Source organism: Pseudomonas sp. GB2N2, assembly GCF_054897705.1.
The window spans coordinates 4952264-4973346 of record NZ_CM142701.1 but is presented as its reverse complement, the minus strand read 5'-3'; the positions used below and the strand labels follow the sequence as shown (position 1 = coordinate 4973346).

General features: G+C 59.1%; 20 protein-coding genes. 9 read left to right on the top strand and 11 right to left on the bottom strand.

Annotation, left to right across the window (positions count from 1 at the left end; genetic code table 11):
* Nucleotides 1-17 precede the first annotated feature (17 nt).
* Complete coding sequence (gene yccS, locus ACYZT4_RS23025) at nucleotides 18-2201, top strand: YccS family putative transporter (RefSeq protein WP_461983127.1); 2184 nt, start codon at nucleotides 18-20, stop codon at nucleotides 2199-2201.
* A gap of 108 nt (nucleotides 2202-2309) precedes the next feature.
* On the opposite strand, the gene ACYZT4_RS23020 is transcribed toward yccS, so the two are convergent.
* A complete protein-coding gene (locus ACYZT4_RS23020; protein WP_461983126.1) occupies nucleotides 2310-3047 on the bottom strand; it encodes a substrate-binding periplasmic protein in 738 nt (245 codons plus the stop codon).
* Between the two features lie 256 nt (nucleotides 3048-3303).
* Here ACYZT4_RS23020 and ACYZT4_RS23015 point away from each other — a divergent pair, with 256 nt between their 5' ends.
* The gene (locus ACYZT4_RS23015; protein ID WP_461983125.1) at nucleotides 3304-3756 is read left to right on the top strand and encodes a GNAT family N-acetyltransferase; all 453 of its coding nucleotides are present in this window, start codon (nucleotides 3304-3306) and stop codon (nucleotides 3754-3756) included.
* Nucleotides 3757-3787: 31 nt separating this feature from the next.
* On the opposite strand, the gene ACYZT4_RS23010 is transcribed toward ACYZT4_RS23015, so the two are convergent.
* From ACYZT4_RS23010 to ACYZT4_RS23000, 3 genes are read right to left on the bottom strand one after another with little or no spacing between them, the layout of a single operon-like run.
* Nucleotides 3788-4084: a winged helix-turn-helix domain-containing protein gene (locus ACYZT4_RS23010; protein WP_461983124.1), complete on the bottom strand. Its 297-nt coding sequence runs from the start codon at nucleotides 4082-4084 to the stop codon at nucleotides 3788-3790.
* A gap of 15 nt (nucleotides 4085-4099) precedes the next feature.
* On the bottom strand, nucleotides 4100-4591 hold the full coding sequence (locus tag ACYZT4_RS23005) for a M48 metallopeptidase family protein (protein ID WP_461983123.1): 492 nt from the start codon (nucleotides 4589-4591) through the stop codon (nucleotides 4100-4102).
* Between the two features lie 46 nt (nucleotides 4592-4637).
* Complete coding sequence (locus ACYZT4_RS23000) at nucleotides 4638-6761, bottom strand: putative bifunctional diguanylate cyclase/phosphodiesterase (RefSeq protein WP_461983122.1); 2124 nt, start codon at nucleotides 6759-6761, stop codon at nucleotides 4638-4640.
* Nucleotides 6762-7081: 320 nt separating this feature from the next.
* Here ACYZT4_RS23000 and ACYZT4_RS22995 point away from each other — a divergent pair, with 320 nt between their 5' ends.
* The 3 genes from ACYZT4_RS22995 (at nucleotide 7082) to ACYZT4_RS22985 (ending at nucleotide 9425) form a co-directional block, all read left to right on the top strand.
* On the top strand, nucleotides 7082-7750 hold the full coding sequence (locus ACYZT4_RS22995) for a polysaccharide lyase family 7 protein (RefSeq protein ID WP_461983121.1): 669 nt from the start codon (nucleotides 7082-7084) through the stop codon (nucleotides 7748-7750).
* A 227-nt stretch (nucleotides 7751-7977) separates the two neighbouring features.
* Nucleotides 7978-8229, top strand: coding sequence for a helix-turn-helix domain-containing protein (locus tag ACYZT4_RS22990; RefSeq protein WP_461983120.1), 252 nt, complete (start codon nucleotides 7978-7980; stop codon nucleotides 8227-8229).
* On the top strand, nucleotides 8226-9425 hold the full coding sequence (locus tag ACYZT4_RS22985; RefSeq protein ID WP_461983119.1) for a type II toxin-antitoxin system HipA family toxin: 1200 nt from the start codon (nucleotides 8226-8228) through the stop codon (nucleotides 9423-9425). The genes ACYZT4_RS22990 and ACYZT4_RS22985 overlap by 4 nt, the downstream gene beginning before the upstream one ends.
* A gap of 69 nt (nucleotides 9426-9494) precedes the next feature.
* Here the strand turns inward: ACYZT4_RS22985 and fba are convergent, their stop codons facing one another.
* From fba to tkt, 6 genes are all read right to left on the bottom strand, one after another.
* Nucleotides 9495-10559 carry a class II fructose-bisphosphate aldolase gene (fba, locus tag ACYZT4_RS22980; RefSeq protein WP_046045276.1) on the bottom strand — a complete coding sequence of 355 codons (1065 nt, stop codon included), beginning with the start codon at nucleotides 10557-10559 and terminating at the stop codon, nucleotides 9495-9497.
* Between the two features lie 239 nt (nucleotides 10560-10798).
* Complete coding sequence (locus ACYZT4_RS22975) at nucleotides 10799-11131, bottom strand: MliC family protein (protein WP_461983118.1); 333 nt, start codon at nucleotides 11129-11131, stop codon at nucleotides 10799-10801.
* Between the two features lie 56 nt (nucleotides 11132-11187).
* A complete protein-coding gene (locus ACYZT4_RS22970; protein WP_461983117.1) occupies nucleotides 11188-11409 on the bottom strand; it encodes a hypothetical protein in 222 nt (73 codons plus the stop codon).
* Between the two features lie 34 nt (nucleotides 11410-11443).
* Nucleotides 11444-12607, bottom strand: coding sequence for a phosphoglycerate kinase (locus ACYZT4_RS22965; protein WP_461983116.1), 1164 nt, complete (start codon nucleotides 12605-12607; stop codon nucleotides 11444-11446).
* Between the two features lie 12 nt (nucleotides 12608-12619).
* Nucleotides 12620-13672: an erythrose-4-phosphate dehydrogenase gene (gene epd, locus ACYZT4_RS22960; RefSeq protein ID WP_461983115.1), complete on the bottom strand. Its 1053-nt coding sequence runs from the start codon at nucleotides 13670-13672 to the stop codon at nucleotides 12620-12622.
* Nucleotides 13673-13786: 114 nt separating this feature from the next.
* Entirely contained in the window at nucleotides 13787-15784 is a 1998-nt protein-coding gene (gene tkt / locus ACYZT4_RS22955) for a transketolase (protein ID WP_461983114.1), read from the bottom strand.
* 273 nt (nucleotides 15785-16057) lie between these two features.
* On the opposite strand from tkt, the gene ACYZT4_RS22950 reads away from it, so the two are divergent.
* From ACYZT4_RS22950 to ACYZT4_RS22935, 4 genes are all read left to right on the top strand, one after another.
* The gene (locus ACYZT4_RS22950; protein WP_461983113.1) at nucleotides 16058-17053 is read left to right on the top strand and encodes an ArsR/SmtB family transcription factor; all 996 of its coding nucleotides are present in this window, start codon (nucleotides 16058-16060) and stop codon (nucleotides 17051-17053) included.
* 18 nt (nucleotides 17054-17071) lie between these two features.
* Nucleotides 17072-18262, top strand: coding sequence for a methionine adenosyltransferase (metK, locus tag ACYZT4_RS22945; RefSeq protein ID WP_461983112.1), 1191 nt, complete (start codon nucleotides 17072-17074; stop codon nucleotides 18260-18262).
* A gap of 152 nt (nucleotides 18263-18414) precedes the next feature.
* The gene (gene ligB, locus ACYZT4_RS22940; RefSeq protein ID WP_461983111.1) at nucleotides 18415-20082 is read left to right on the top strand and encodes an NAD-dependent DNA ligase LigB; all 1668 of its coding nucleotides are present in this window, start codon (nucleotides 18415-18417) and stop codon (nucleotides 20080-20082) included.
* Between the two features lie 90 nt (nucleotides 20083-20172).
* Nucleotides 20173-20568, top strand: a complete 396-nt coding sequence (locus tag ACYZT4_RS22935; protein WP_461983110.1) for a DUF1090 domain-containing protein — start codon at nucleotides 20173-20175, stop codon at nucleotides 20566-20568.
* 12 nt (nucleotides 20569-20580) lie between these two features.
* On the opposite strand, the gene ACYZT4_RS22930 is transcribed toward ACYZT4_RS22935, so the two are convergent.
* A complete protein-coding gene (locus ACYZT4_RS22930; RefSeq protein ID WP_461983109.1) occupies nucleotides 20581-21030 on the bottom strand; it encodes a c-type cytochrome in 450 nt (149 codons plus the stop codon).
* Nucleotides 21031-21083: the final 53 nt, after the last annotated feature.

The window sequence follows — 21083 nt, the reverse complement described above, 5'->3', positions numbered from 1 at the left end:
GAAGGCCCTCGCACTTCATGTCATCGACCCCATTTCGTCAGTCTCTGCGTCGCCTATGGGCACTGGATAAATTCAGTTACAGCGTGCGCGTGTTCATCGCCCTGACCGGCAGCATGGCGCTGTGTTGGTATCAGGATGAAATGGGATTGCTGATCCCGTTGTTCCTCGGGATTATCGCCAGCGCCCTGGCCGAGACCGACGACAGTTGGCAAGGCCGCCTCAATTCGCTCGCCGTGACCCTGGTGTGTTTCCTGGTCGCCGCGCTGTCGGTCGAATTGCTGTTCCCCTACCCCACCTTTTTCATCTTCGCCTTCGCCCTCGCAGCGTTCTGCCTGACCATGCTCGGCGCCCTCGGCGAACGTTATGGCGCGATTGCCTCGGCGACGTTGATTCTGTCGGTCTACACCATGATCGGCGTGGACCAGCGCGGCGGTGCGGTGACCGATTTCTGGCACGAACCGGTGCTGTTGGTGGCCGGTGCGGCGTGGTACGGCTTGCTCTCAGTGTTGTGGCAGGCGATGTTTTCCAATCAGCCGGTGCAGCAAAGCCTGGCGCGGTTGTTTCGTGAACTGGGTTTTTACCTGAAGCTCAAATCGTCGCTGTTCGAGCCGATCCGGCAGATGGACGTGGAAGCGCGCCGACTGGAACTGGCACAGCAGAACGGTCGGGTCGTGGCGGCACTGAACGCGGCCAAGGAGATCATTCTGCACCGGGTCGGCAATGGCCGGCCGGGCTCGAAAGTCAGCCGCTACCTGAAACTTTACTTCCTCGCCCAGGACATCCACGAGCGCGCCAGCTCCTCGCACTACCCATATAACGCCCTGGCCGAGGCCTTTTTCCACAGCGACGTGCTGTTCCGCTGTCAGCGCCTGCTGCGCCAACAGGGCAAGGCATGCCGGGCGTTGGCGGAATCGATCCAGATGCGCCAGCCGTTCATTTATGACGCCAGCTTCGCCGAAGCCCTCAGCGACTTGCACGCCTCCCTCGAACACCTGCGTATCCAGAGCAACCCGGCCTGGCGCGGACTGCTGCGATCCTTGCGCGCACTGGCCGCCAACCTTGGCACGCTCGACCGTTTGCTCAGCGACGCGAGCAACCCGGACGCCCTCGCCGACGCCACCGACAGCAGCCTGCTCGACCGTTCGCCACGCAGTCTCAAGGACGTCTGGATTCGTTTGCGCACGCAGCTGACGCCGACCTCGCTGCTGTTCCGCCATGCCCTGCGGTTGCCCCTCGCGTTGAGCATCGGCTACGGCATGGTGCATTTGATTCACCCGTCCCAGGGTTACTGGATCATCCTGACCACGCTGTTTGTCTGTCAGCCGAACTACGGCGCGACCCGACGCAAACTCGGTCAGCGAATCATTGGCACTGCCATCGGCCTGACCCTGGCCTGGGCGCTGTTCGACCTGTTCCCCAACCCGCTGATCCAGTCGTGCTTCGCGATTGCTGCCGGCGTTGTGTTCTTTACCAACCGAACGACCCGCTACACCCTGGCGACGGCGGCGATCACGTTGATGATCCTGTTCTGCTTCAACCAGGTGGGCGACGGTTACGGGCTGTTCCTGCCGCGGCTGTTCGATACCTTGCTCGGCAGCCTGATCGCCGGACTCGCGGTGTTCCTGTTCCTGCCGGACTGGCAAGGCCGTCGTCTGAACAAAGTGCTGGCCAACACCCTGACCTGCAACAGCATTTACCTGCGTCAAATCATGCAGCAATACGCCGCCGGCAAAAGCGACGACCTCGCCTATCGACTGGCCCGACGCAACGCGCACAACGCCGACGCGGCGCTGTCGACGACGCTGGCGAACATGCTGATGGAGCCGGGGCATTTCCGTAAGGAAGCCGATGTCGGGTTTCGCTTCCTGGTGCTGTCACACACGTTGCTCAGCTATTTGTCCGGGCTCGGCGCACACCGCGAAACCTTGCTGCCGGCTGACGTGCGAGAGCACTTGATCGAGGGAGCCGGGGTGAAACTCGCGGCGAGCATTGATGAGATTGCCCAAGGCCTGGCGAGCAAACTGCCGATTGCGATTCAGAGCGATGAAGAAGAGTCGCTGGCCAACGAGCTGGAGCAGATGCCCGACGAGATCGATGAAGGCCAGCGCCTGGTGCAGACACAGTTGGCGCTGATCTGCCGGCAGTTGGGGCCGTTGCGCACGCTGGCAGCGCACTTGATCAAAGACACCCGCGAGGATTGAGATGTGTGTTGGCTGGACCGGCCTTATCGCGAGCAGGCTCACTCCCACATTTGAAATGCATTCCTATGTGGGAGTGAGCCTGCTCGCGATAAGGCCATCAGCCACACCTCACATCCCATGCTGCTTCATCAGCCGCGCATAGCTGCCATCCGCCTTCATCTGCGCAATCTCCCGATCGAAACCGGCCACAATCTGCTCATGCTGCGGGTTTTTCAGGCTGACCAGAATATGCAGGCTGTTTTCGCTCAGCGGCTTGGGCAAGAACTCCACGGCATTGCGCACCTTGGCCGATTCCCGGGCCAGGTAATAACGCGCCACGTATTCATCCTCCAGGGTCAGCTTCACCCGGTCGGCGGCGACCATGCGCACGGCCATGGCGAAACTGTGCACCGGGATTTTCTGCAGCGACGCGTCGTCATCGAACGCCGGCGAATAGGCATAACCGCGCACCACCGCAATCGGGTAGGTGTGCAGTTGCTGCAGGTTATTGAATTCGATCGGCGCGTCCTTGCGCTTGAGAAAGCGCACGCGGTTGAGCAGGTACTCGCCGGAAAACTGGCCGAGCTTGGTCCGCTCATCGGTGTACCAGGCGTTTACCAGTACATCGTAGCGCCCCTCGCCGACCCCCATCAGCGCCCGCGCCCACGGCACCTGCTCAAAATCGCTGGCAAAGCCTGCGCGGGCCAGCGCGGTGCTGACGATGTCGGTGGCCAAGCCTCCGTTGACCAGCGTGGCGTCGGTAAAAGGCGGCCATGAATCGGCGACCAGTCGCAGCTTTTCGGCGGCGGCGCCCTGGGCCAGTAACAGCAATCCGATCAAGACCAAAGCTCGATGCATTCGCAGCATGCTCGACAATCCTTAGCGGGCGGGTGGCCCGACGTGTTTTCAGCCAAAACGCCAAGGCCCCGTACCGGCACAACCCAGGTACTAACACTAGCTTATCGACGCCACTGCACAGCGCTTCAGCCCAGATTACACAAAGAAGACAACGCCGCGCGAAATGAATGATGGCATTTTGGCCTTTGTCACAGATTTCTCCGCCATAAAGACAACTTCCGTCCGGGCGCTTAGTATCAGGGCCATCGGGTAAAGGAATGTGAAGATGACAATCGACTGGATCTGCAAACACCACAGCGATCTCGGCAAGGAGCAGCTGTACGCCGTTCTGCAGCTGCGCGCAGAGGTGTTCGTTGTTGAGCAGAAATGCGTGTATCAAGACGTGGATGGTCAGGATCTGGAAGGTGACACCTGCCACTTGATGGCCTGGGAAGGCGATCGACTGGTGGCGTACCTGCGGTTGCTCGATCCGGAGCTACAGGGCGGTGATGTTGTGATCGGGCGGGTGATTACCGCGCCGGGCTCTCGCGGCAAGGGATTGGGTCATGAGTTGATTGCGCAGGCGTTGAAGCAAGCTGAAAAGCGCTGGCCGGACGTACCGGTTTATCTGTCAGCGCAGGCGCATTTGCAGGGGTATTACGGACGGTACGGGTTTGTCGTGGCGGGCGAGGAATACCTGGAAGATGACATTCCACACATCGGAATGCGTCGTCCTTGAAGGCCTCATCGCGAGCAGGCTCGCTCCTACATTAAGGGTATTCAAGCACCGCTTTAACCTGCCGCAGATTACGCTCGATCCAGTCCCGATCAATTGCCCCCCACTCGCGAATCCGATACCGCCCGGCATGGTTGCGCGCGCCCTCTTCCTGCTCGAACTCACAGACAATATCCAGATCCGCCAACGCGGCAATGGTGTCCTGCGCCGTCCGCCGGGGCATGCCGGTCACTTCGGTCAACGCCGGGACGCTGCTGGCCAGCCCGCTGTCGATCAGGTACGCCACGTACAAACGGCGATAGAAGCTACTTTTGGTCTTGCTGACGTCCATCCACACACTCCTTGGCTACTGCATTTCCCGCCACGTCAGGTACACCCGCAAATCGAACTCGACCTGCTGATACCCCGGCAACATGTGTTCGCACAGCTTGTAGAACGCCTTGTTGTGATCCGATTCCTTGAAGTGCGCCAGTTCATGCACCACGATCATTTTCAGGAACTCGGCGGGCGTTTCCTTGAACAGCGAGGCGACCCGGATTTCCTTCTTGGCTTTGAGCTTACCGCCCTGCACCCGGGAAATCGTGGTATGCAGGCCCAGGGCACGGTGGGTCAGATCCAGGCGGTTGTCGAACAAGACCTTGTCGATGGGCGGGGCGTTGCGCAGGTATTCCTGCTTCAGGTCCAGCGCATAGGCGTACAAAGCCTTGTCGCTCTGCACATCATGCTTTTGCGGGTAGCGTTTTTCCAGGTACTCGCCCAGCCGACCTTCGGTGATCAGCCGGCGCACTTGGTCCTGCAAATCAACGGGATAGGCCTGAAGGTATTTCAACGCGGTCATCGGGGCGGGCAACATCGGTTACGGAAAGGTCGCCAGTGTAGCGAATTCAGCCTATCAGCGTGCTCCAGTCGAACGGTTGCACAAAGTCGCCGACTTCTTCGGCCATCATTGGCCGCGCCACCAGAAAGCCTTGCACATACTCGCAACCGTTGGCTTGCAGCCATTCGTACTGCTCAACAGTTTCCACCCCTTCAGCGATCACCAGAATTGCGTATTCCTTGCACAAGTCGATGACATTGCGCACCAGCGCCGCATCCCGCGATGAGGCTGGCAACCGGGAGATTACGTACCGGTCGAGCTTGAGCGTGTCCAACTCAAGATCTCGCAGATGCGCCAGCGAACACGGCCCCGAACCGAAATCATCCAGCGCCACCCGTACGCCGAGGTTACGCAACAGGCGCAGTTGTTTGCGGGTCTCCTCGGGGTTGTGCATCAGGGCCTCTTCCGTGACCTCGACTTCCAGATGTCGGGCCTGCAAGCCATGGCGCTCCAGCACCTGACGCAATTCGGTGACCAGGTTGGGCATGCCAAACTGGGTACTGCTCAAACTCACGCCAAGCACCAGGTCTTCGGCAAACAGGGTTTCCCAGGCTTTGCGTTGACCGGCACCGCGATGATAAATCCAGCTGCCGAGACGGCTGATCAGTCGCGCCTCTTCCAGCAACGGCAAAAATAGCCCGGGCGGCACATCGCCGACACTCGGATGCTGCCAGCGCAGTAACGCTTCGAACCCGCGAATCTTGCCGTCAGCAATGGCCACCTGAGGCTGGTACACCAGATTGAAATCACGATTTTCGATGGCAGTACGCACACTTTCTTCGAGCATCAATCGCGAACGCGCCCGGCCGTTCATGTCGTGGTCATAGAAACGATATTGCTGACGACCCGCCCGCTTCGCTTCATACATGGCGATGTCGGACGCGCGCATCAAACCATCAAGGTTAGCCCCGCAATCCGGGTAGGTTGCTATGCCGATGCTGGCACCCAGTGCGATGTCCAGGCCATCGATCTGCTGACAGATCGACACCCGTTCGATCAGCTTTTCCGCAATCTTCGCCGCTTGCTCGGGAAACTCAAGATCGAGCAGCGCCGTGAACTCATCGCCGCCCATGCGCGCGAGAATGTCGAAGGGCCGCAGGCAGGATTTCAATTGCTCGGACACCCAACGCAACACCCGGTCGCCGGCATCGTGGCCGAGGGAATCGTTGACCCGCTTGAACCCGTCGAGATCGAGGTACAGCAGCACCCAAGCGCTGTCCGTGCGCTCACCGCGCAGCAGCAGGTTTTCCACTGTTTGATAGAAACCACGGCGATTGAGTAAACCGGTCAATGGGTCGGTAACCGCCTGGAATTCCAGTTGCTGATGCAGGTGGCGCACCACCGACATGTCCAGCACCGTCACGACCATCGCGCGTTGCTCGGCGGGCAGCGGCGCGCAGGACAATGCCACAGGCACCTGCTGACCGGGTGCGGTGCGCAACAGTGCGTCATGCAGGCGCAAGGTTTCGCCGCGTTTGTAACCGGCGAACAACTCGGAATCAGTCCACACCGGGATATGCGGTTTTTGCAGGTAATCGAGAAATTCCTTGCCCTGCAAATCTTGCAGCGTGGCATTGAGCAGCCGCGACATGGCCGGGTTGGCAAAGCGAATCAGGCCGTCCTCGCTGACCACCAGGATGCCTTCGGCCGCATTGTCCAGCACCGAGGCATTGAAGGCGCGCGCGACCTCCAGATCGTGACTCAGGCGCTGCAATGCCCGGCGACTGCGCTGGTGCTCGAGCAACGCCTGAACTTTGGGCTTGAGAATCTGCGGGTCGAACGGTTTGAACAGGTAATCCACCGCACCGCTGGCGTAACCCTTGATCACGGCGTCCTGAGACTGCTCGTTGGCGGTAAGGAAAATAATCGGCGTGAGGCGGGTTCGCTGGCTGCCGCGCATCAGGCGCGCCACTTCAAAACCGTCCATCCCCGGCATCTGCACATCCAGCAGTACCAGGTCGACATCGTGTTCCAGTAAAAGGCTGAGGGCTTCAAAACCGGACGCTGCGGTAATGACCTGCCAATCCTGACGCTGCAACAACGCTCGCATGCTGATCAGGTTTTCAGGGTAATCATCGACGATTAAAAGAGTTGAGGTGCCGTCGGCTGGCGTAGTGCGCGCGCATTCCATGCTGCTTCTCTTGTCGGGGCGTCAGGCCGGTTTCTCGTGAAAACCGGACAAATAACAAGTCTTCACTCTAGACCGGGAATGGTCAAAGCAGAAGATATCAGTACGCCATCATTTAACCAATGAGTCCATTTGCCGACTAACGGTCACCCCCACAGGCCCCTGAAACCGGGAAAGATGGCCTTTTAACAGGATTTTGACGTCATCCATTTGTCAGGCAGGCGTTAACAAATAAGCCTTCTACGCTTATAAAGGCTGCCCTCCAGGCGCGTGCTAGAGCTTCTGGTACGTGCGTGCTGCAAAAATCCGTGGAAGCTTTGCCTATGATCGATCTCGCATCCTGGAACCTCAGTGTTCCCGTCGGCAACCCGCCGTACACCGTTGAAACAGCCAAACTGGTGAAAGGGTTCAAGGATCAATACTTTCACTCCGACACCGGCACGTTGTTTTTCTGGTCGCCGGTGACCGGCACCAAAACCGAAAACGCGAAGTATCCGCGCACCGAATTGCGAGAAACCTACAGCAACGGCACCCTCAAAAACTGGCTCTACCCGGACGCCGACAATACCCTGCGCGCCACTCTGGCCGTAAATCAGGTACCAAGCTCGGGGAAGATCGTCATTGGCCAGATCCACGCCTATGAGAGCCAAAAGCCCTTGGTCAAAGTCGAGTATCAGTACAAGACCAGCACCAAAACCGGCAACATCGTCGCCAAAGTGCGCATGCACCCCGATGACGGCGAAGGTCGGGTGATCACCATTGCCACGGGGGTAAAAATGGATCAGGAGTTTTCCTACCTCATCCACCTCAGCCGGGGCGGTGCACTGGGTATCAGTGCGGCGGGTTACCAGTGGGATACCAATATCAGCGCGACGTGGCGGGTAAAACCGCTGTACTTCAAGGCCGGGGTTTATGTGCAAGACAACACCGGATACACCAGCGAAGGCGGCAAAGTGACGTTCAGCAAGCTGGATATTGATCACGACAAGTAGCCCCATCAATCTCCCCTGTAGCAACTGCCGAGCCGCACTCAGGCTCGGCAGCTGCTACAGATGAGGATGATTCGGCCATAAAACAACCCGCATCGCTGCGGGTTTTTTATGCGCCGGGTATCAGTTGACCTTGGCGTTCCACTCACCGGTACATCGGAGGCAAATACAAAGTGGATAAAATGTTGCGAATACACTACATTCAAATATTAATGTTACGGTAACGGAACATGGATTATTTTTTATTGATCAGCCGTCTTGGCGGCCAATTACGCGAAAAACGTATAAATCGCGGCCTTACGCAAGCACAGCTTGCCGACCTCGCGGGACTGACTCGATACAAAGTCATCGCAGTAGAGAAAGGCACTCTGTCTGTCGGCATGATCGCCTATGCGCGTGTCCTCGGCGCCCTGGATTGTGAGCTTGCTGTCGTTCCAGCCGCAATGCCGACCCTTGAGGAGCTTGGGGATTTATTCGAATGAAAATGACTTCTCTCAAGGTCAGCACACCCGAGGGGCGTAGCGGCAGCCTTTTCAGCGATGCCGACGACTTCACCTTCCGTTATCACGATAATGCCTCGCCAGAAATGGCTATCAGCTTGTCGATGCCAGTAAGGCATGACGAGTTTCGTCGGCGCGAACTCCACCCCATTTTCCAGATGAACCTGCCGGAAGGCTATGTACTGGAGCAACTGCGCAATCGCTTGGCCAAGACTGTGAACGTCGATCCGATGCTTTTGCTGGCTCTTTCCGGCAGCACTTCACCCATTGGCAGGGTTCAAGTGCGCTCTGAAACGGTTGACGCCTTGCTGGAGGAGCAACAATTTCCAGGGGAAAAACTCGAAGAGATTCTGACGTGGGACGGCACGGAAGATATCTTCGCTGACATTCTTGATCGCTACATTCTGCGTGCCGGTATTTCCGGCGTTCAACCCAAGGTGTTGGTACCGGAACGTCAGGGAACCGGATTACCGCGAGTGACCTCGAAAACTTCAGACCTGATCATCAAAAATGGCCGTGAGGAATTTCCCGGTCTAACAATCAACGAGTTCCTTTGCATGTCCATTGCGAAGGAGGCCGGCATTCCCGTTCCGCCGTTTTACCTTTCCGATAATGCCAAGCTGTTTGTCATGCGTCGCTTTGATCGTGACGACCAGCTCAACCCAATCGGATTTGAAGACATGGCGGTGCTGATGGGGCTATCGGCCCACCAGAAGTACAGCAAAAGCTACGCGGCAATCGCCAAGGCTATTCGCGTGTTCTGCCCGACTAAACATGTACGCACCTCCCTTGATCAACTCTTCGACAGCGTTGCCCTGAGCTGTATTGTCGGGAATGGCGACGCTCACTTGAAAAACTTTGGATTGCTCTATTCCGAGCCTACGCGTCGCGATGCAAGCCTGGCGCCGGCCTACGACATCGTCAACACCACGGCTTATATTTCGGAAGATGTTTTGGCGTTGGATCTGGCGGGCAACAAGTCAATGTTTGCCTCACGACAAGGACTGCTGGAGTTTGCGCACACCTGCGAGATCGAGCGACCCCGAGAGCGCATTCAGCAATTGCTTGCCTCGGTTGAAGCAGTACTCGAGCGCCATCCCGAGTATCGGGAACAAGCGCCTCATGTAGTCAGTGCCATTGAGCAAGCGGCAGCGCCATTTTCTCTGACGTTTGGGTAGTTATTGCACGCAAAAATCCCAGCCCATAAAAAAACCCGCATCGCTGCGGGTTTTTTTATGCGCCGGGTCTTAGTTGACCTTGGCGTTCAACTCACCTTTCAGATAACGCTGATACATCGCTTCCAGCGAGATCGGCTTGATCTTCGAAGCGTTGCCGGCCGTACCGAACGCTTCATAACGTGCAATACACACGTCGCGCATCGCCGTCACAGTCGCGCCGAAGAATTTACGCGGGTCGAACTCGCTCGGGTTGGTGGCCATCAGGCGACGCATCGCGCCGGTGGAAGCCAGGCGCAGGTCGGTGTCGATGTTGACCTTGCGCACGCCGTGCTTGATGCCTTCGACGATTTCTTCAACCGGTACGCCGTAGGTTTCTTTGATGTCGCCGCCGTACTGGTTGATGATCGCCAGCCAGTCTTGTGGCACCGAAGACGAACCGTGCATCACCAGGTGAGTGTTCGGGATGCGTTTGTGGATCTCTTTGATGCGGTCGATGGCCAGCACGTCGCCGGTAGGCGGCTTGGTGAACTTATACGCGCCGTGGCTGGTGCCGATGGCGATGGCCAGGGCGTCAACCTGAGTGCGCTTGACGAAGTCAGCAGCTTCTTCCGGGTCGGTCAGCATCTGGCTGTGATCCAGAACGCCTTCAGCACCGATGCCGTCTTCTTCACCGGCCATGCCGGTTTCCAGCGAACCCAGGCAGCCCAGCTCGCCTTCTACCGAAACACCGCAGGCGTGAGCCAAGGCGACGGTTTGCTGGGTAACACGGATGTTGTAGTCGTAGTCGGTCGGCGTCTTGCCGTCTTCGCCCAGGGAACCGTCCATCATCACCGAGCTGAAGCCCAGCTGGATGGAACGCTGGCAGACGTCAGGGCTGGTGCCGTGGTCCTGGTGCATGCACACCGGAATGTGCGGGAATTCTTCGATTGCCGCCAGGATCAGGTGACGCAGGAACGGCGCGCCGGCGTATTTGCGGGCACCTGCCGAAGCCTGGACGATCACCGGGGAGTCAGTCTTGTCAGCGGCTTCCATGATGGCGCGCATCTGCTCAAGGTTGTTGACGTTGAAGGCTGGAACGCCGTAGCCGAACTCGGCTGCGTGGTCCAGCATCTGGCGCATGCTGATAAGTGCCATTGTGTCTGTCTCTCCCGGTTTGGGTCGTTAATCATGCCAGCCTGCCGGAGCGGCGGCGGCTATTCAAGTTTTTGCAGATCGGGGGTTAGGCCCAGGCCTGCGAATTGGGTGGTGCAATACGGGCCAACACATCCCCTGTATGAGCCGGCTTGCCGGCGATGACGTCCGCAAAGACACCACCTGCCTCAAGGGCCTCATCGCTGGCAAGCCAGCTCCCACAGGATTTGCGGCAACCGTTGTCAGTTGGCTTTACAACCGCGGCCAATCAAATCGTTGGTGGCGACCCAGTACACCAGGCCTTCCTCACCTTTTACATGAAACGCCAGCATGTCATTGCTGTACAACGAACCTTCGGCGCCCGGCTCAAGCTTCAGGCGATACACCTGATCAGCCCCGCCGAGGCGTACATCGACGGCTTTGTGGCTATCATCGGTATAGCGCCAAAGTACTTTGGCCTGGCTGTCGCAGGTCCAGGTGGTCCAGTTGTCTGTCGATTCGGCAGGCTTGAACAGGTTGAAATTCGAGCAACCTGCCAGCAGTGCCAGCGCCGTAATGGCGATAAAACCTTTCATCCGTGTTCCTCGACTGACGGCGCACGCCGCCAGCCCTGAGTAAGGAGTCAGACCCGTCAAGGGCAACCACGTTCCTTGGCGGGGGTCTGTGTTTCGTATTTGTCCAGGCCATCCGGCCCGGAACGCTTGTTGATGACCGGATTGGTTTCCGCTTGCCAGTCCGCCTGGTAGCAGCCTTTTTCCACGGCTTGCGGCGCAGGTTCCGGCTTGGCTTTCGGGTTACTCCCGCAAGCCGTCAGCGAACCCGCTACGATCAACAGCGCTAGCATCCTGACCATGTGAACACTCCCTTGCCTGGCCAAATCCGCGACCTCAGGCCTTGGCCCGACTTTCCAGGACTTCCACGGCTGGCAACACTTTGCCTTCGACGAACTCAAGAAACGCGCCGCCACCAGTGGAAATGTAGGAGATCTGATCCGCCACGCCATATTTGTCGATGGCCGCGAGCGTGTCGCCGCCGCCCGCAATCGAAAACGCCGAGCTGTCCGCGATGGCCTTGGCCAGCACTTTGGTGCCGTTACCGAACTGGTCGAATTCGAACACGCCAACCGGACCGTTCCACAGAATGGTCTGGGACGACTTCAACAGTTCGGCGAAATTCGCCGCGGTCTGTGGGCCGATGTCCAGGATCATGTCGTCTTCCGCCACATCGGCGATCAGCTTGACCGTGGCGGTGGCGCTTTCGGCAAATTCCTTGGCCACCACAACATCCACCGGCAACGGCACGCTGACTTTGGCAGCGATGGCGCGAGCGGTGTCCAGCAGGTCCGGTTCGTACAGAGACTTGCCGACCGGGTGACCGGCAGCCGCGAGGAAGGTGTTGGCAATGCCGCCGCCGACGATCAGTTGGTTGCAGATCTGGCTCAGGCTGTTCAGCACGTCCAGTTTGGTCGAGACCTTGGAACCGGCAACGATGGCTGCCATCGGCTGAGCCGGCGAGCCCAGGGCCTTGCCGAGTGCGTCCAGTTCGGCGGCGAGCAGCGGGCCAGCGGCGGCGACTTTGGCGAACTTGGCCACGCCATGGGTCGAACCCTCGGCGCGGTGAGCGGTGCCGAAGGCGTCCATTACGAACACGTCGCACAGGGCGGCGTATTGCTGGGCCAGTTCGTCAGCGTTCTTTTTCTCGCCTTTGTTGAAGCGTACGTTTTCGAACAGCACGATATCGCCGGCCTTGACGTCGACACCGCCCAGGTAATCGGCGACCAGCGGCACTTCGCGGCCCAACGCTTTGCTCAAGTAGTCAGCGACTGGCTTGAGGCTGTTCTCGGCCGAAAATTCGCCTTCGGTCGGACGGCCAAGGTGCGAGCAGACCATCACGGCCGCGCCTTTTTCCAGGGCCAGCTTGATGGTCGGCAGCGAGGCCAGGATACGCGCGTCGCTGGAGACAACACCGTCCTTGACGGGGACGTTGAGGTCTTCGCGAATCAGTACGCGCTTACCTTGCAGATCGAGGTCGGTCATCTTCAACACGGTCATGGGTCGCATTTCCTACTGTTTTTTTGAAGTCGCTGACTGCAGATAGTGCTCTGCAACATCCAGCATTCGGTTGGCAAAACCCCATTCGTTGTCGAACCAGGCCAGGATGTTCACCAGCCGTGGGCCGGAAACGCGGGTCTGACTGGCATCGACGATTGCCGAATGTGGGTCATGGTTGAAATCACAGCTTGCGTGGGGGAGCTCGGTGTACGCCAGCAAGCCTTTGAGCGGGCCGCTGGTGGCGGCCTCGCGCAAAATCCGGTTGACCTCGGCGGCGTCGGTGTCGCTGACGGTCTGCATCGTAATGTCGAGGCAGGACACGTTAACCGTCGGCACCCGCACGGCTTTGGCCTGAATTCGCCCGGCAAGTTCCGGCAGCAGGCGTTCGATGCCACGCGCCAGACCGGTGGAGACCGGGATCACCGACTGGAACGCCGAACGGGTGCGGCGCAGGTCTTCGTGATGATAGGCGTCAATCACTGGCTGATCGTTCATCGCCGAGTGGATGGTGGTGATCGACACGTATTCCAGACCAATGGCCTGATCCAGCAGGCGCAACAGCGGCACGCCGCAGTTGGTGGTGCAAGACGCGTTGGACACCAGCAACTCGGCGCCGGTCAGGCAATCCTGGTTTACACCGTAGACGATGGTAGCGTCGACATCCGCCTCGCTGGCCATCGGCTGGGAAAACAGCACACGCGGCGCGCCGGCGTCGAGGAAACGCTGGCCGTCTTCACGGGTGTGGTAAGCGCCGGAGCATTCCAGCACCAGATCGACGCCGAGCGACGCCCAATCGATGCCTTCGGGGGTGGCACTGCGCAGGACCTTCACGCAGTCGCCATTAATATGCAGACAGTCGCCGTCGATTTTCACTTCCCCGGGAAAACGCCCGTGGGTGGAGTCGAAGCGTGTCAGGTATTCGATGCTGGCCATGTCCGCCAGATCGTTGATCGCGACAATTTCAAACCCGGCCTTCTCACCTCGCTCGAACAACGCACGCAAGACGCAACGGCCAATCCGGCCGTAGCCGTTGAGTGCAACTTTGTAGGGACGCGGTTGAGGCATGGGGTTCTCGATAGACGCAGGCAAACGAACTCTCGTTAACAACACGACCCTTGCAGGAGCTGGTTTGCCAGCTCCTGCAAGGGATTGCGGTGGCCATGGACCACCGCTTCGCGCTTAGTCTTCCAACAGTTCTTCAGCCTGACCCAGGATGTTTTCCAGGGTGAAGCCGAACTCTTCGAACAACGCTGGCGCAGGCGCCGATTCGCCGAAGGTGGTCATGCCGATCACACGGCCTTCCAGGCCCACGTACTTGTACCAATAGTCCGCGTGAGCCGCTTCGATCGCGATACGCGCGCCAACCTGCAACGGCAGAACCGCCTGCTTGTAGTCGGCATCCTGGGCGTCGAACACGCTGGTGCAGGGCATCGAAACGACGCGCACCTTGCGCCCCTGTTCGGTCAGTTTGTCGTAAGCCTGAACCGCCAGGCCAACTTCGGAACCGGTGGAAATAAGGATCAGCTCAGGCTCGCCTGCGCAGTCCTTCAGCACGTAACCGCCACGGGCGATGTCGGCGATCTGACCAGCATCACGCTCCTGATGCTGCAAGTTCTGACGCGAGAAAATCAGCGCCGATGGACCGTCCTTGCGTTCGATCGCCAGTTTCCAGCACACCGCCGATTCAACGGCGTCGGCTGGACGCCAGGTGTCGAGGTTCGGCGTGCTGCGCAGGCTGGTCAATTGCTCGACCGGCTGGTGCGTCGGGCCGTCTTCACCCAGACCGATGGAGTCGTGGGTGTAGACGAACACCACACGCTTCTTCATCAGCGAGGCCATGCGCACCGCGTTGCGTGCGTATTCCATGAACATCAGGAAAGTCGCGCCGTAAGGCACCAGGCCGCCGTGCAGGGTCACGCCGTTCATGATTGCGCTCATGCCGAATTCGCGAACGCCGTAGTGCACATAGTTGCCGCTGGCATCTTCGCCGGTGATGCTTTTGCAACCTTTCCACAAGGTCAGGTTGGAACCGGCCAGGTCAGCGGAGCCGCCGAACAGTTCAGGCAACAGCGGACCAAATGCATTCAGGGCGTTTTGGCTGGCTTTACGGCTGGCGATGGTTTCGCCCTTGGCCGCAATTTCAGCAATATAAGCAGAGGCTTTTTCAGCGAAGTCAGCCGGCAATTCACCGCTCAGACGGCGGACCAGTTCGTTGGCCAACTCAGGGAAAGCGGCGGAGTACGCAGCGAAACGCTGATCCCACTCGGCTTCAGCAGCGCGGCCTGCTTCTTTGGCGTCCCACTCGGCATAGATGTCAGCCGGGATCTCAAACGGGCCGTAGCTCCAGTTCAGCGCCTTGCGGGTCAACGCGATTTCCGCGTCGCCCAATGGAGCGCCGTGGCAATCTTCCTTGCCTTGCTTGTTCGGCGAACCGAAACCGATGGTGGTCTTGCAGCAGATCAGGGTTGGCAGCGGGCTTTTGCGCGCGGTCTCGATGGCGGTTTTGATCTCTTCTGGATCGTGACCGTCGACGTTGCGAATCACCTGCCAGTTGTAGGCTTCAAAACGCTTCGGGGTGTCGTCGGTGAACCAGCCTTCGACTTCGCCGTCGATGGAGATACCGTTGTCATCGTAGAAGGCGATCAATTTGCCCAGGCCCAAAGTACCGGCCAGCGAGCCGACTTCGTGGGAAATGCCTTCCATCATGCAGCCATCACCCAGGAACACATAGGTGTGGTGATCGACAATGTTGTGGCCCGGGCGGTTGAACTGCGCCGCCAGGGTTTTTTCTGCCAGGGCGAAACCCACGGCGTTAGCCAGGCCTTGGCCGAGTGGACCGGTGGTGGTTTCAACGCCTGGGGTGTAGCCGAATTCAGGGTGACCCGGGGTGCGACTGTGCAGTTGGCGGAAGCTTTTCAGGTCATCGATCGACAGGTCGTAGCCGGTCAGGTGCAGCAGCGAGTAGATCAGCATCGAGCCATGACCGTTGGACAGCACGAAGCGGTCACGGTCGGCGAACGATGGATTGCTCGGGTTGTGCTTCAGGTAGTCACGCCACAGTACTTCGGCGATATCCGCCATACCCATCGGGGCACCGGGATGGCCGCTGTTGGCTTTTTGCACGGCATCCATGCTGAGGGCACGAATGGCGTTGGCACGCTCACGACGGCTTGGCATCGCTGTTCTCCTGAGGGTTCTGAATAAAGAGTGAATAAAACGAATCGGAAAAAAGGCGAGCATTTTCCCTCACGGGCATGCCTCGGGGCAATGACAGATAGTCATCTGGAGGCGTTTTTCCGGTGGATAAATTCTCATTCGCCTGATGAAACCTTTCCGCTGACGATTTGTAGAGTGACCCTTTCCCCGAGAAGTGCCATCTATCGAGCAATATCAAAACTTTTTGATATTGCTCTTGCGGTGTTTTCTGAGCGTCACTAGACTGCTGGCCCTATGAATTTACGCGTGCCTTCCATTCAACATGACGATTGCGACGAACTGGCAGCCCTGTGCAAGGCCGGCGGCGATCCTCTGCGACTGAATGTACTGCGTGCGCTGGCCAACGATTCGTTTGGCGTGCTGGAACTGGCGCAGATCTTTGGCATTGGTCAGTCGGGCATGAGCCATCACCTCAAAGTGCTGGCCCAGGCCGACCTGGTGGCAACGCGCCGTGAAGGCAATGCGATTTTCTACCGTCGCGCCCTGCCCCATACCGACCTGCTGGGCGGCAAGCTGCACGCTGCACTGCTCGACGAAGTCGACAACCTGACCCTGCCTGCCGATGTGCAGTCGCGGATCGGCCAGGTTCACGGGCAACGCGCGGCGGCCAGCCAGGACTTTTTCTCACGAGTGGCGGAGAAATTTCGCGCCCAGCAGGACTTGATTGCCGGCCTGCCGCAGTACCGCGAAAGCGTGGTGGCCTTGCTCGACAAACTGAGCCTCAGTGCAGAGGCCACGGCCATTGAAGTCGGCCCCGGTGACGGCGCTTTTCTGCCGGAACTGGCGCGCCGCTTCAGTCACGTCACGGCGCTGGACAACAGCCCGGCGATGCTCGAACTGGCGCGCCAGGTCTGCGAACGTGAAACGCTGGCTAACGTCAGCCTGCAACTGGCCGATGCATTGAATGGCGTGAGCCTCAAGGCCGATTGCGTTGTACTTAACATGGTGCTGCACCATTTTGCCGCGCCGGCCGATGCGCTCAAGCACATGGCCGATTTGCTGCAACCGGGTGGTAGCCTGCTCGTGACAGAGTTATGTAGCCACAACCAGAGTTGGGCCAAGGAGGCCTGCGGTGATCTCTGGTTGGGGTTTGAACAGGACGATTTGGCCCGTTGGGCCACCGCTGCGGGACTCGTTCCCGGGGAAAGCCTCTATGTAGGCTTACGTAATGGTTTCCAGATCCAGGTCCGCCATTTTCAGCGACCGGCTGGCGACACTCACCATCGGTAAATTCAGGAAAAAATCGAGATGAGCGAATACTCCCTCTTCACCTCCGAGTCCGTGTCCGAAGGGCATCCGGACAAAATCGCCGACCAGATTTCCGATGCGGTGCTGGACGCCATCATTGCTGAAGACAAGTTCGCCCGTGTGGCGTGCGAGACTCTGGTGAAAACCGGCGTGGCAATCATTGCAGGTGAAGTCACCACGTCGGCGTGGGTCGATCTGGAAGAAATCGTGCGTAACGTGATTCTCGACATCGGCTATAACAGCTCCGACGTCGGCTTCGACGGCGCCACGTGCGGCGTGATGAACATCATCGGCAAGCAGTCCCCTGACATCAACCAGGGTGTCGACCGTGCCAAGCCTGAAGATCAGGGCGCCGGCGACCAGGGCCTGATGTTCGGCTACGCCAGCAACGAAACCGACGTGCTGATGCCAGCACCGATCACGTTCTCGCACCAGTTGGTACAACGTCAGGCTGAAGCCCGTAAATCCGGCCTGCTGCCTTGGCTGCGCCCGGACGCCAAGTCGCAAGTGACTTGCCGTTACGAAGGCGGCAAGGTTGTCGGTATCGACGCTGTTGTCCTGTCGACCCAGCACAACCCGGAAGTGTCGTACAAAGACCTGCGCGAAGGCGTGATGGAGCTGATCGTCAAGCACGTGCTGCCTGCCGAACTGCTGAGCAAAGACACCCAGTTCCACATCAACCCGACTGGCCAGTTCATCATTGGCGGCCCGGTAGGTGACTGCGGTCTGACCGGTCGCAAGATCATCGTCGACAGCTACGGCGGCATGGCCCGTCACGGCGGCGGCGCGTTCTCCGGTAAAGATCCATCGAAAGTTGACCGTTCGGCGGCCTACGCCGGTCGTTACGTGGCCAAGAACATCGTCGCTGCCGGCCTGGCCGAGCGCTGCGAGATTCAGGTTTCCTACGCAATTGGTGTGGCCCAGCCTACGTCGATCTCGTTGAATACCTTCGGCACCGGCAAGATCAGCGACGACAAAATCGTCAAACTGGTTCGCGAAATATTCGACCTGCGTCCATACGCAATCACCACCATGCTCGACCTGCTGCACCCGATGTACCAGGAAACCGCAGCGTACGGCCACTTCGGTCGTACCCCGGCGACCAAGACTGTGGGCGAAGACACTTTCACCACGTTCACCTGGGAAAAAACCGACCGTGCTGACGACCTTCGTCTGGCTGCCGGCTTGTAAGATTTCCCTGGCGGTACCCAAAGCCCCGCACGGTTTGCCGTGTGGGGCTTTTTGCTGGCGTTCGCTCCAGAAACACCAGGCAAAACACCCACGCTCTCTCGCCAAAATTACTGGCTAGCCTTAAGCACTCCCCTTGAGCAAGGACGCTCACGATGCGCTTGTTTTCTGTTTTATTCCTGACCCTGATCTGCTCGATTTCAATAGCTGCCGACTGTCCCGACTGGCCACCCGCACGCGCTCTGAACGAAATCACCACCCTGCAACAACAAATCGACACGTGGGACGAGAGTTATCACCGTCATGGAACATCACTGATTGCCGACGAACTCTACGATCAATCCCGCGGGCGACTGACCGAATGGCGTGCATGCTTTGACTCAGGGCTCCACCCAGACCCGTTGCTGACCGCAGCCGGCAAAATAACCCACCCCATCGCCCACACCGGTCTGGAAAAATTGCGTGATGGTCGAGCAGTAGAATCCTGGCTGCGCGATCGCAAAAACATCTGGGTACAACCCAAAATCGATGGCGTGGCCGTGACCCTGATCTACCGCAAGGGCCTGCTGCACCGGGCGATCAGTCGCGGTGACGGCGTCAATGGACAGGACTGGACGACTTCGGCGCAACTCATTCCTGCCATTCCCCGGCAGTTGTCACGATCGCAGGACTTGCTGGTGCAAGGCGAACTCTACTGGCGCCTGACCGATCATGTACAAGCCAGCGCCGGCAGCCTCAATGCCCGTTCCACTGTGGCGGGTCTGATGGCCCGCAAGGCACTCACTCCGGAGGAATCCGCCGGCATCGGACTGTTTGTCTGGGACTGGCCACAAGGGCCGGTCGACTTGCCTGCTCGCATTGCCGCTCTGGATAAGCTGGGCTTGCCAAGTACGGGGTCTTACAGTCAGCCGATCGAGACGGTTGCCGATGCCGAACGCTGGCGCGATCACTGGTACCGTTCGCCGCTGCCCTTTGCCACTGACGGTGTCGTCCTCCGGCAGAGCCAGCGCCCCTCGGCCGAGCGCTGGCAGGCAAAACCCCCTTACTGGGCTATCGCCTGGAAATACCCTTTCGCCCAAGTACTGGCCGAGGTGCAAACGGTCGACTTCAAAGTCGGCAGGACCGGGCGGATCACACCCATACTGGAACTGAAACCGGTGACGCTCGATGACCGGCAGATCACGCGTGTCAGTGCCAGCTCTCTACGACGCTGGGAGGAACTGGATATCCGCCCCGGCGATCAAGTGTCGATCAGTCTCGCGGGGTTGACCATTCCAAGGCTCGATGGCGTGGTCCTGCGAGCCGCCGAACGAGCCGAATTAAACGCGCCATCGGCAGCCGACTTTCATTCCTTGAGTTGCTGGCAGCCGACGCCGGGGTGCGAAAGCCAGTTTCTCGCGCGCCTGACCTGGCTCAGCGGCAAACAGGGACTGGCCTTGCCGCATGTCGGCCCTGGCACATGGAAGAAACTTCTCGAAACAGGCCACCTGAACGGCCTGCTGGATTGGTTGACCCTCGATGCTCAAGAGCTTGCTAACATCAACGGCTTCGGCGAGCGCAGCAGTGCTCGTCTTTTAATCAGCTTCGATAGCGCCCGCCAACGCCCTTTTATCCGCTGGCTCAAAGCCCTGGGTTTACCGCCGACCGGCCAGGCGCGCCTCGCCGATTCGTGGCAGGCGCTGGCGCGACGAAACACCGAACAATGGCAGGCAGAAGACGGCATCGGACCGGGACGCGCAGCGCAATTGAGCGCATTTTTCCGCGACCCGCAGGTCCTGGCGTTGAGTGACACATTACGCGCGGCGGGGATCGACGGGTTTTAGTCGGCGCGATTCCCGTCCGCCCTGGGAACCCAAATGTGCCGACGGGCTCCAACGCCCATCGCCACGATTGCACTCGCACATGGAGCTTTTATGAAATTTCTTTCACCGCTCGCCCTGCTGACCCTTTGCAGCGTGATGGCCGCTCCGCTGATAGCTGCCGAAGAGGCTCCGGGTCTCACCGGTTGTGCCGCCAGGAAGCAGGGCATCATCAACCAGATCGAACTGGCCAAGTCCCACGGTAACGCCGATCAGCAAGCGGGCCTGGAAACAGCGTTGAGCGAAGTCACCGCCCATTGCACCGACGCTTCGTTGAAGAAAGAGCGGGAAAACAAAGTCCTCGACGCCAAGCATGAAGTCAGCAAGCGTCAGGCAGACCTGGACAAAGCCATGAAGAAAGGCGATCCCGAGAAGATCAACAAGCGCAAAGACAAACTGGCCGAGTCGCGTAAGGAGTTGCAGGACGCGCTCGACGAGCTGGACAAGTAAGCGCTGCGGTAATCAATGATCCCGAAACTCTTTATGACAGGCACTGCACGCATCCTCGACTTTCTGCACCGCCGGCCCGAGGTTACTGGCCTTGTAAGGCTGAACCTTGCTGGCAACCACCAGCTCACCGGTGGCGGCTTCGAGGGTGCGGGCCATGTCCTGAAAGCGTGCCTGCTTTTGCCAGACATCGTCCTTGGCGCTGGTGTGATCTTCTTCGCGCACCTGCGGAAAATGCTTCCACGGCTCATGGGACAACGCATCGAGTTTCAACGCGCCGTCGGCGAATTTCGCACCGTCAAACGCAATGCGCCCGCGCAACATGCCGCCAAGGTCTTCGCCGGTCTTGAGCATTTGCTTGAAGATTGCCTTGCGCTGGCCCAGTGGCGAGTTCGGGTCGACGCCGCCACACGCAGACAAGGTCAGGCAGGCCAGCAATACAACGGAAAGTCGTTTCAAAGTCATGGTGGCTTCAGGTCACGGGGAACGGCGGCCAGTATCCTCGCGTCACCGCTAAA

Coding starts and splice junctions, on each gene's coding strand:
- yccS (WP_461983127.1), top strand. CDS start 18: ATGTCATCGACCCCATTTCGTCAGTCTCTGCGTCGCCTATGGGCACTG.
- ACYZT4_RS23020 (WP_461983126.1), bottom strand. CDS start 3,047: ATGCTGCGAATGCATCGAGCTTTGGTCTTGATCGGATTGCTGTTACTG.
- ACYZT4_RS23015 (WP_461983125.1), top strand. CDS start 3,304: ATGACAATCGACTGGATCTGCAAACACCACAGCGATCTCGGCAAGGAG.
- ACYZT4_RS23010 (WP_461983124.1), bottom strand. CDS start 4,084: ATGGACGTCAGCAAGACCAAAAGTAGCTTCTATCGCCGTTTGTACGTG.
- ACYZT4_RS23005 (WP_461983123.1), bottom strand. CDS start 4,591: ATGACCGCGTTGAAATACCTTCAGGCCTATCCCGTTGATTTGCAGGAC.
- ACYZT4_RS23000 (WP_461983122.1), bottom strand. CDS start 6,761: ATGGAATGCGCGCGCACTACGCCAGCCGACGGCACCTCAACTCTTTTA.
- ACYZT4_RS22995 (WP_461983121.1), top strand. CDS start 7,082: ATGATCGATCTCGCATCCTGGAACCTCAGTGTTCCCGTCGGCAACCCG.
- ACYZT4_RS22990 (WP_461983120.1), top strand. CDS start 7,978: ATGGATTATTTTTTATTGATCAGCCGTCTTGGCGGCCAATTACGCGAA.
- ACYZT4_RS22985 (WP_461983119.1), top strand. CDS start 8,226: ATGAAAATGACTTCTCTCAAGGTCAGCACACCCGAGGGGCGTAGCGGC.
- fba (WP_046045276.1), bottom strand. CDS start 10,559: ATGGCACTTATCAGCATGCGCCAGATGCTGGACCACGCAGCCGAGTTC.
- ACYZT4_RS22975 (WP_461983118.1), bottom strand. CDS start 11,131: ATGAAAGGTTTTATCGCCATTACGGCGCTGGCACTGCTGGCAGGTTGC.
- ACYZT4_RS22970 (WP_461983117.1), bottom strand. CDS start 11,409: ATGGTCAGGATGCTAGCGCTGTTGATCGTAGCGGGTTCGCTGACGGCT.
- ACYZT4_RS22965 (WP_461983116.1), bottom strand. CDS start 12,607: ATGACCGTGTTGAAGATGACCGACCTCGATCTGCAAGGTAAGCGCGTA.
- epd (WP_461983115.1), bottom strand. CDS start 13,672: ATGCCTCAACCGCGTCCCTACAAAGTTGCACTCAACGGCTACGGCCGG.
- tkt (WP_461983114.1), bottom strand. CDS start 15,784: ATGCCAAGCCGTCGTGAGCGTGCCAACGCCATTCGTGCCCTCAGCATG.
- ACYZT4_RS22950 (WP_461983113.1), top strand. CDS start 16,058: ATGAATTTACGCGTGCCTTCCATTCAACATGACGATTGCGACGAACTG.
- metK (WP_461983112.1), top strand. CDS start 17,072: ATGAGCGAATACTCCCTCTTCACCTCCGAGTCCGTGTCCGAAGGGCAT.
- ligB (WP_461983111.1), top strand. CDS start 18,415: ATGCGCTTGTTTTCTGTTTTATTCCTGACCCTGATCTGCTCGATTTCA.
- ACYZT4_RS22935 (WP_461983110.1), top strand. CDS start 20,173: ATGAAATTTCTTTCACCGCTCGCCCTGCTGACCCTTTGCAGCGTGATG.
- ACYZT4_RS22930 (WP_461983109.1), bottom strand. CDS start 21,030: ATGACTTTGAAACGACTTTCCGTTGTATTGCTGGCCTGCCTGACCTTG.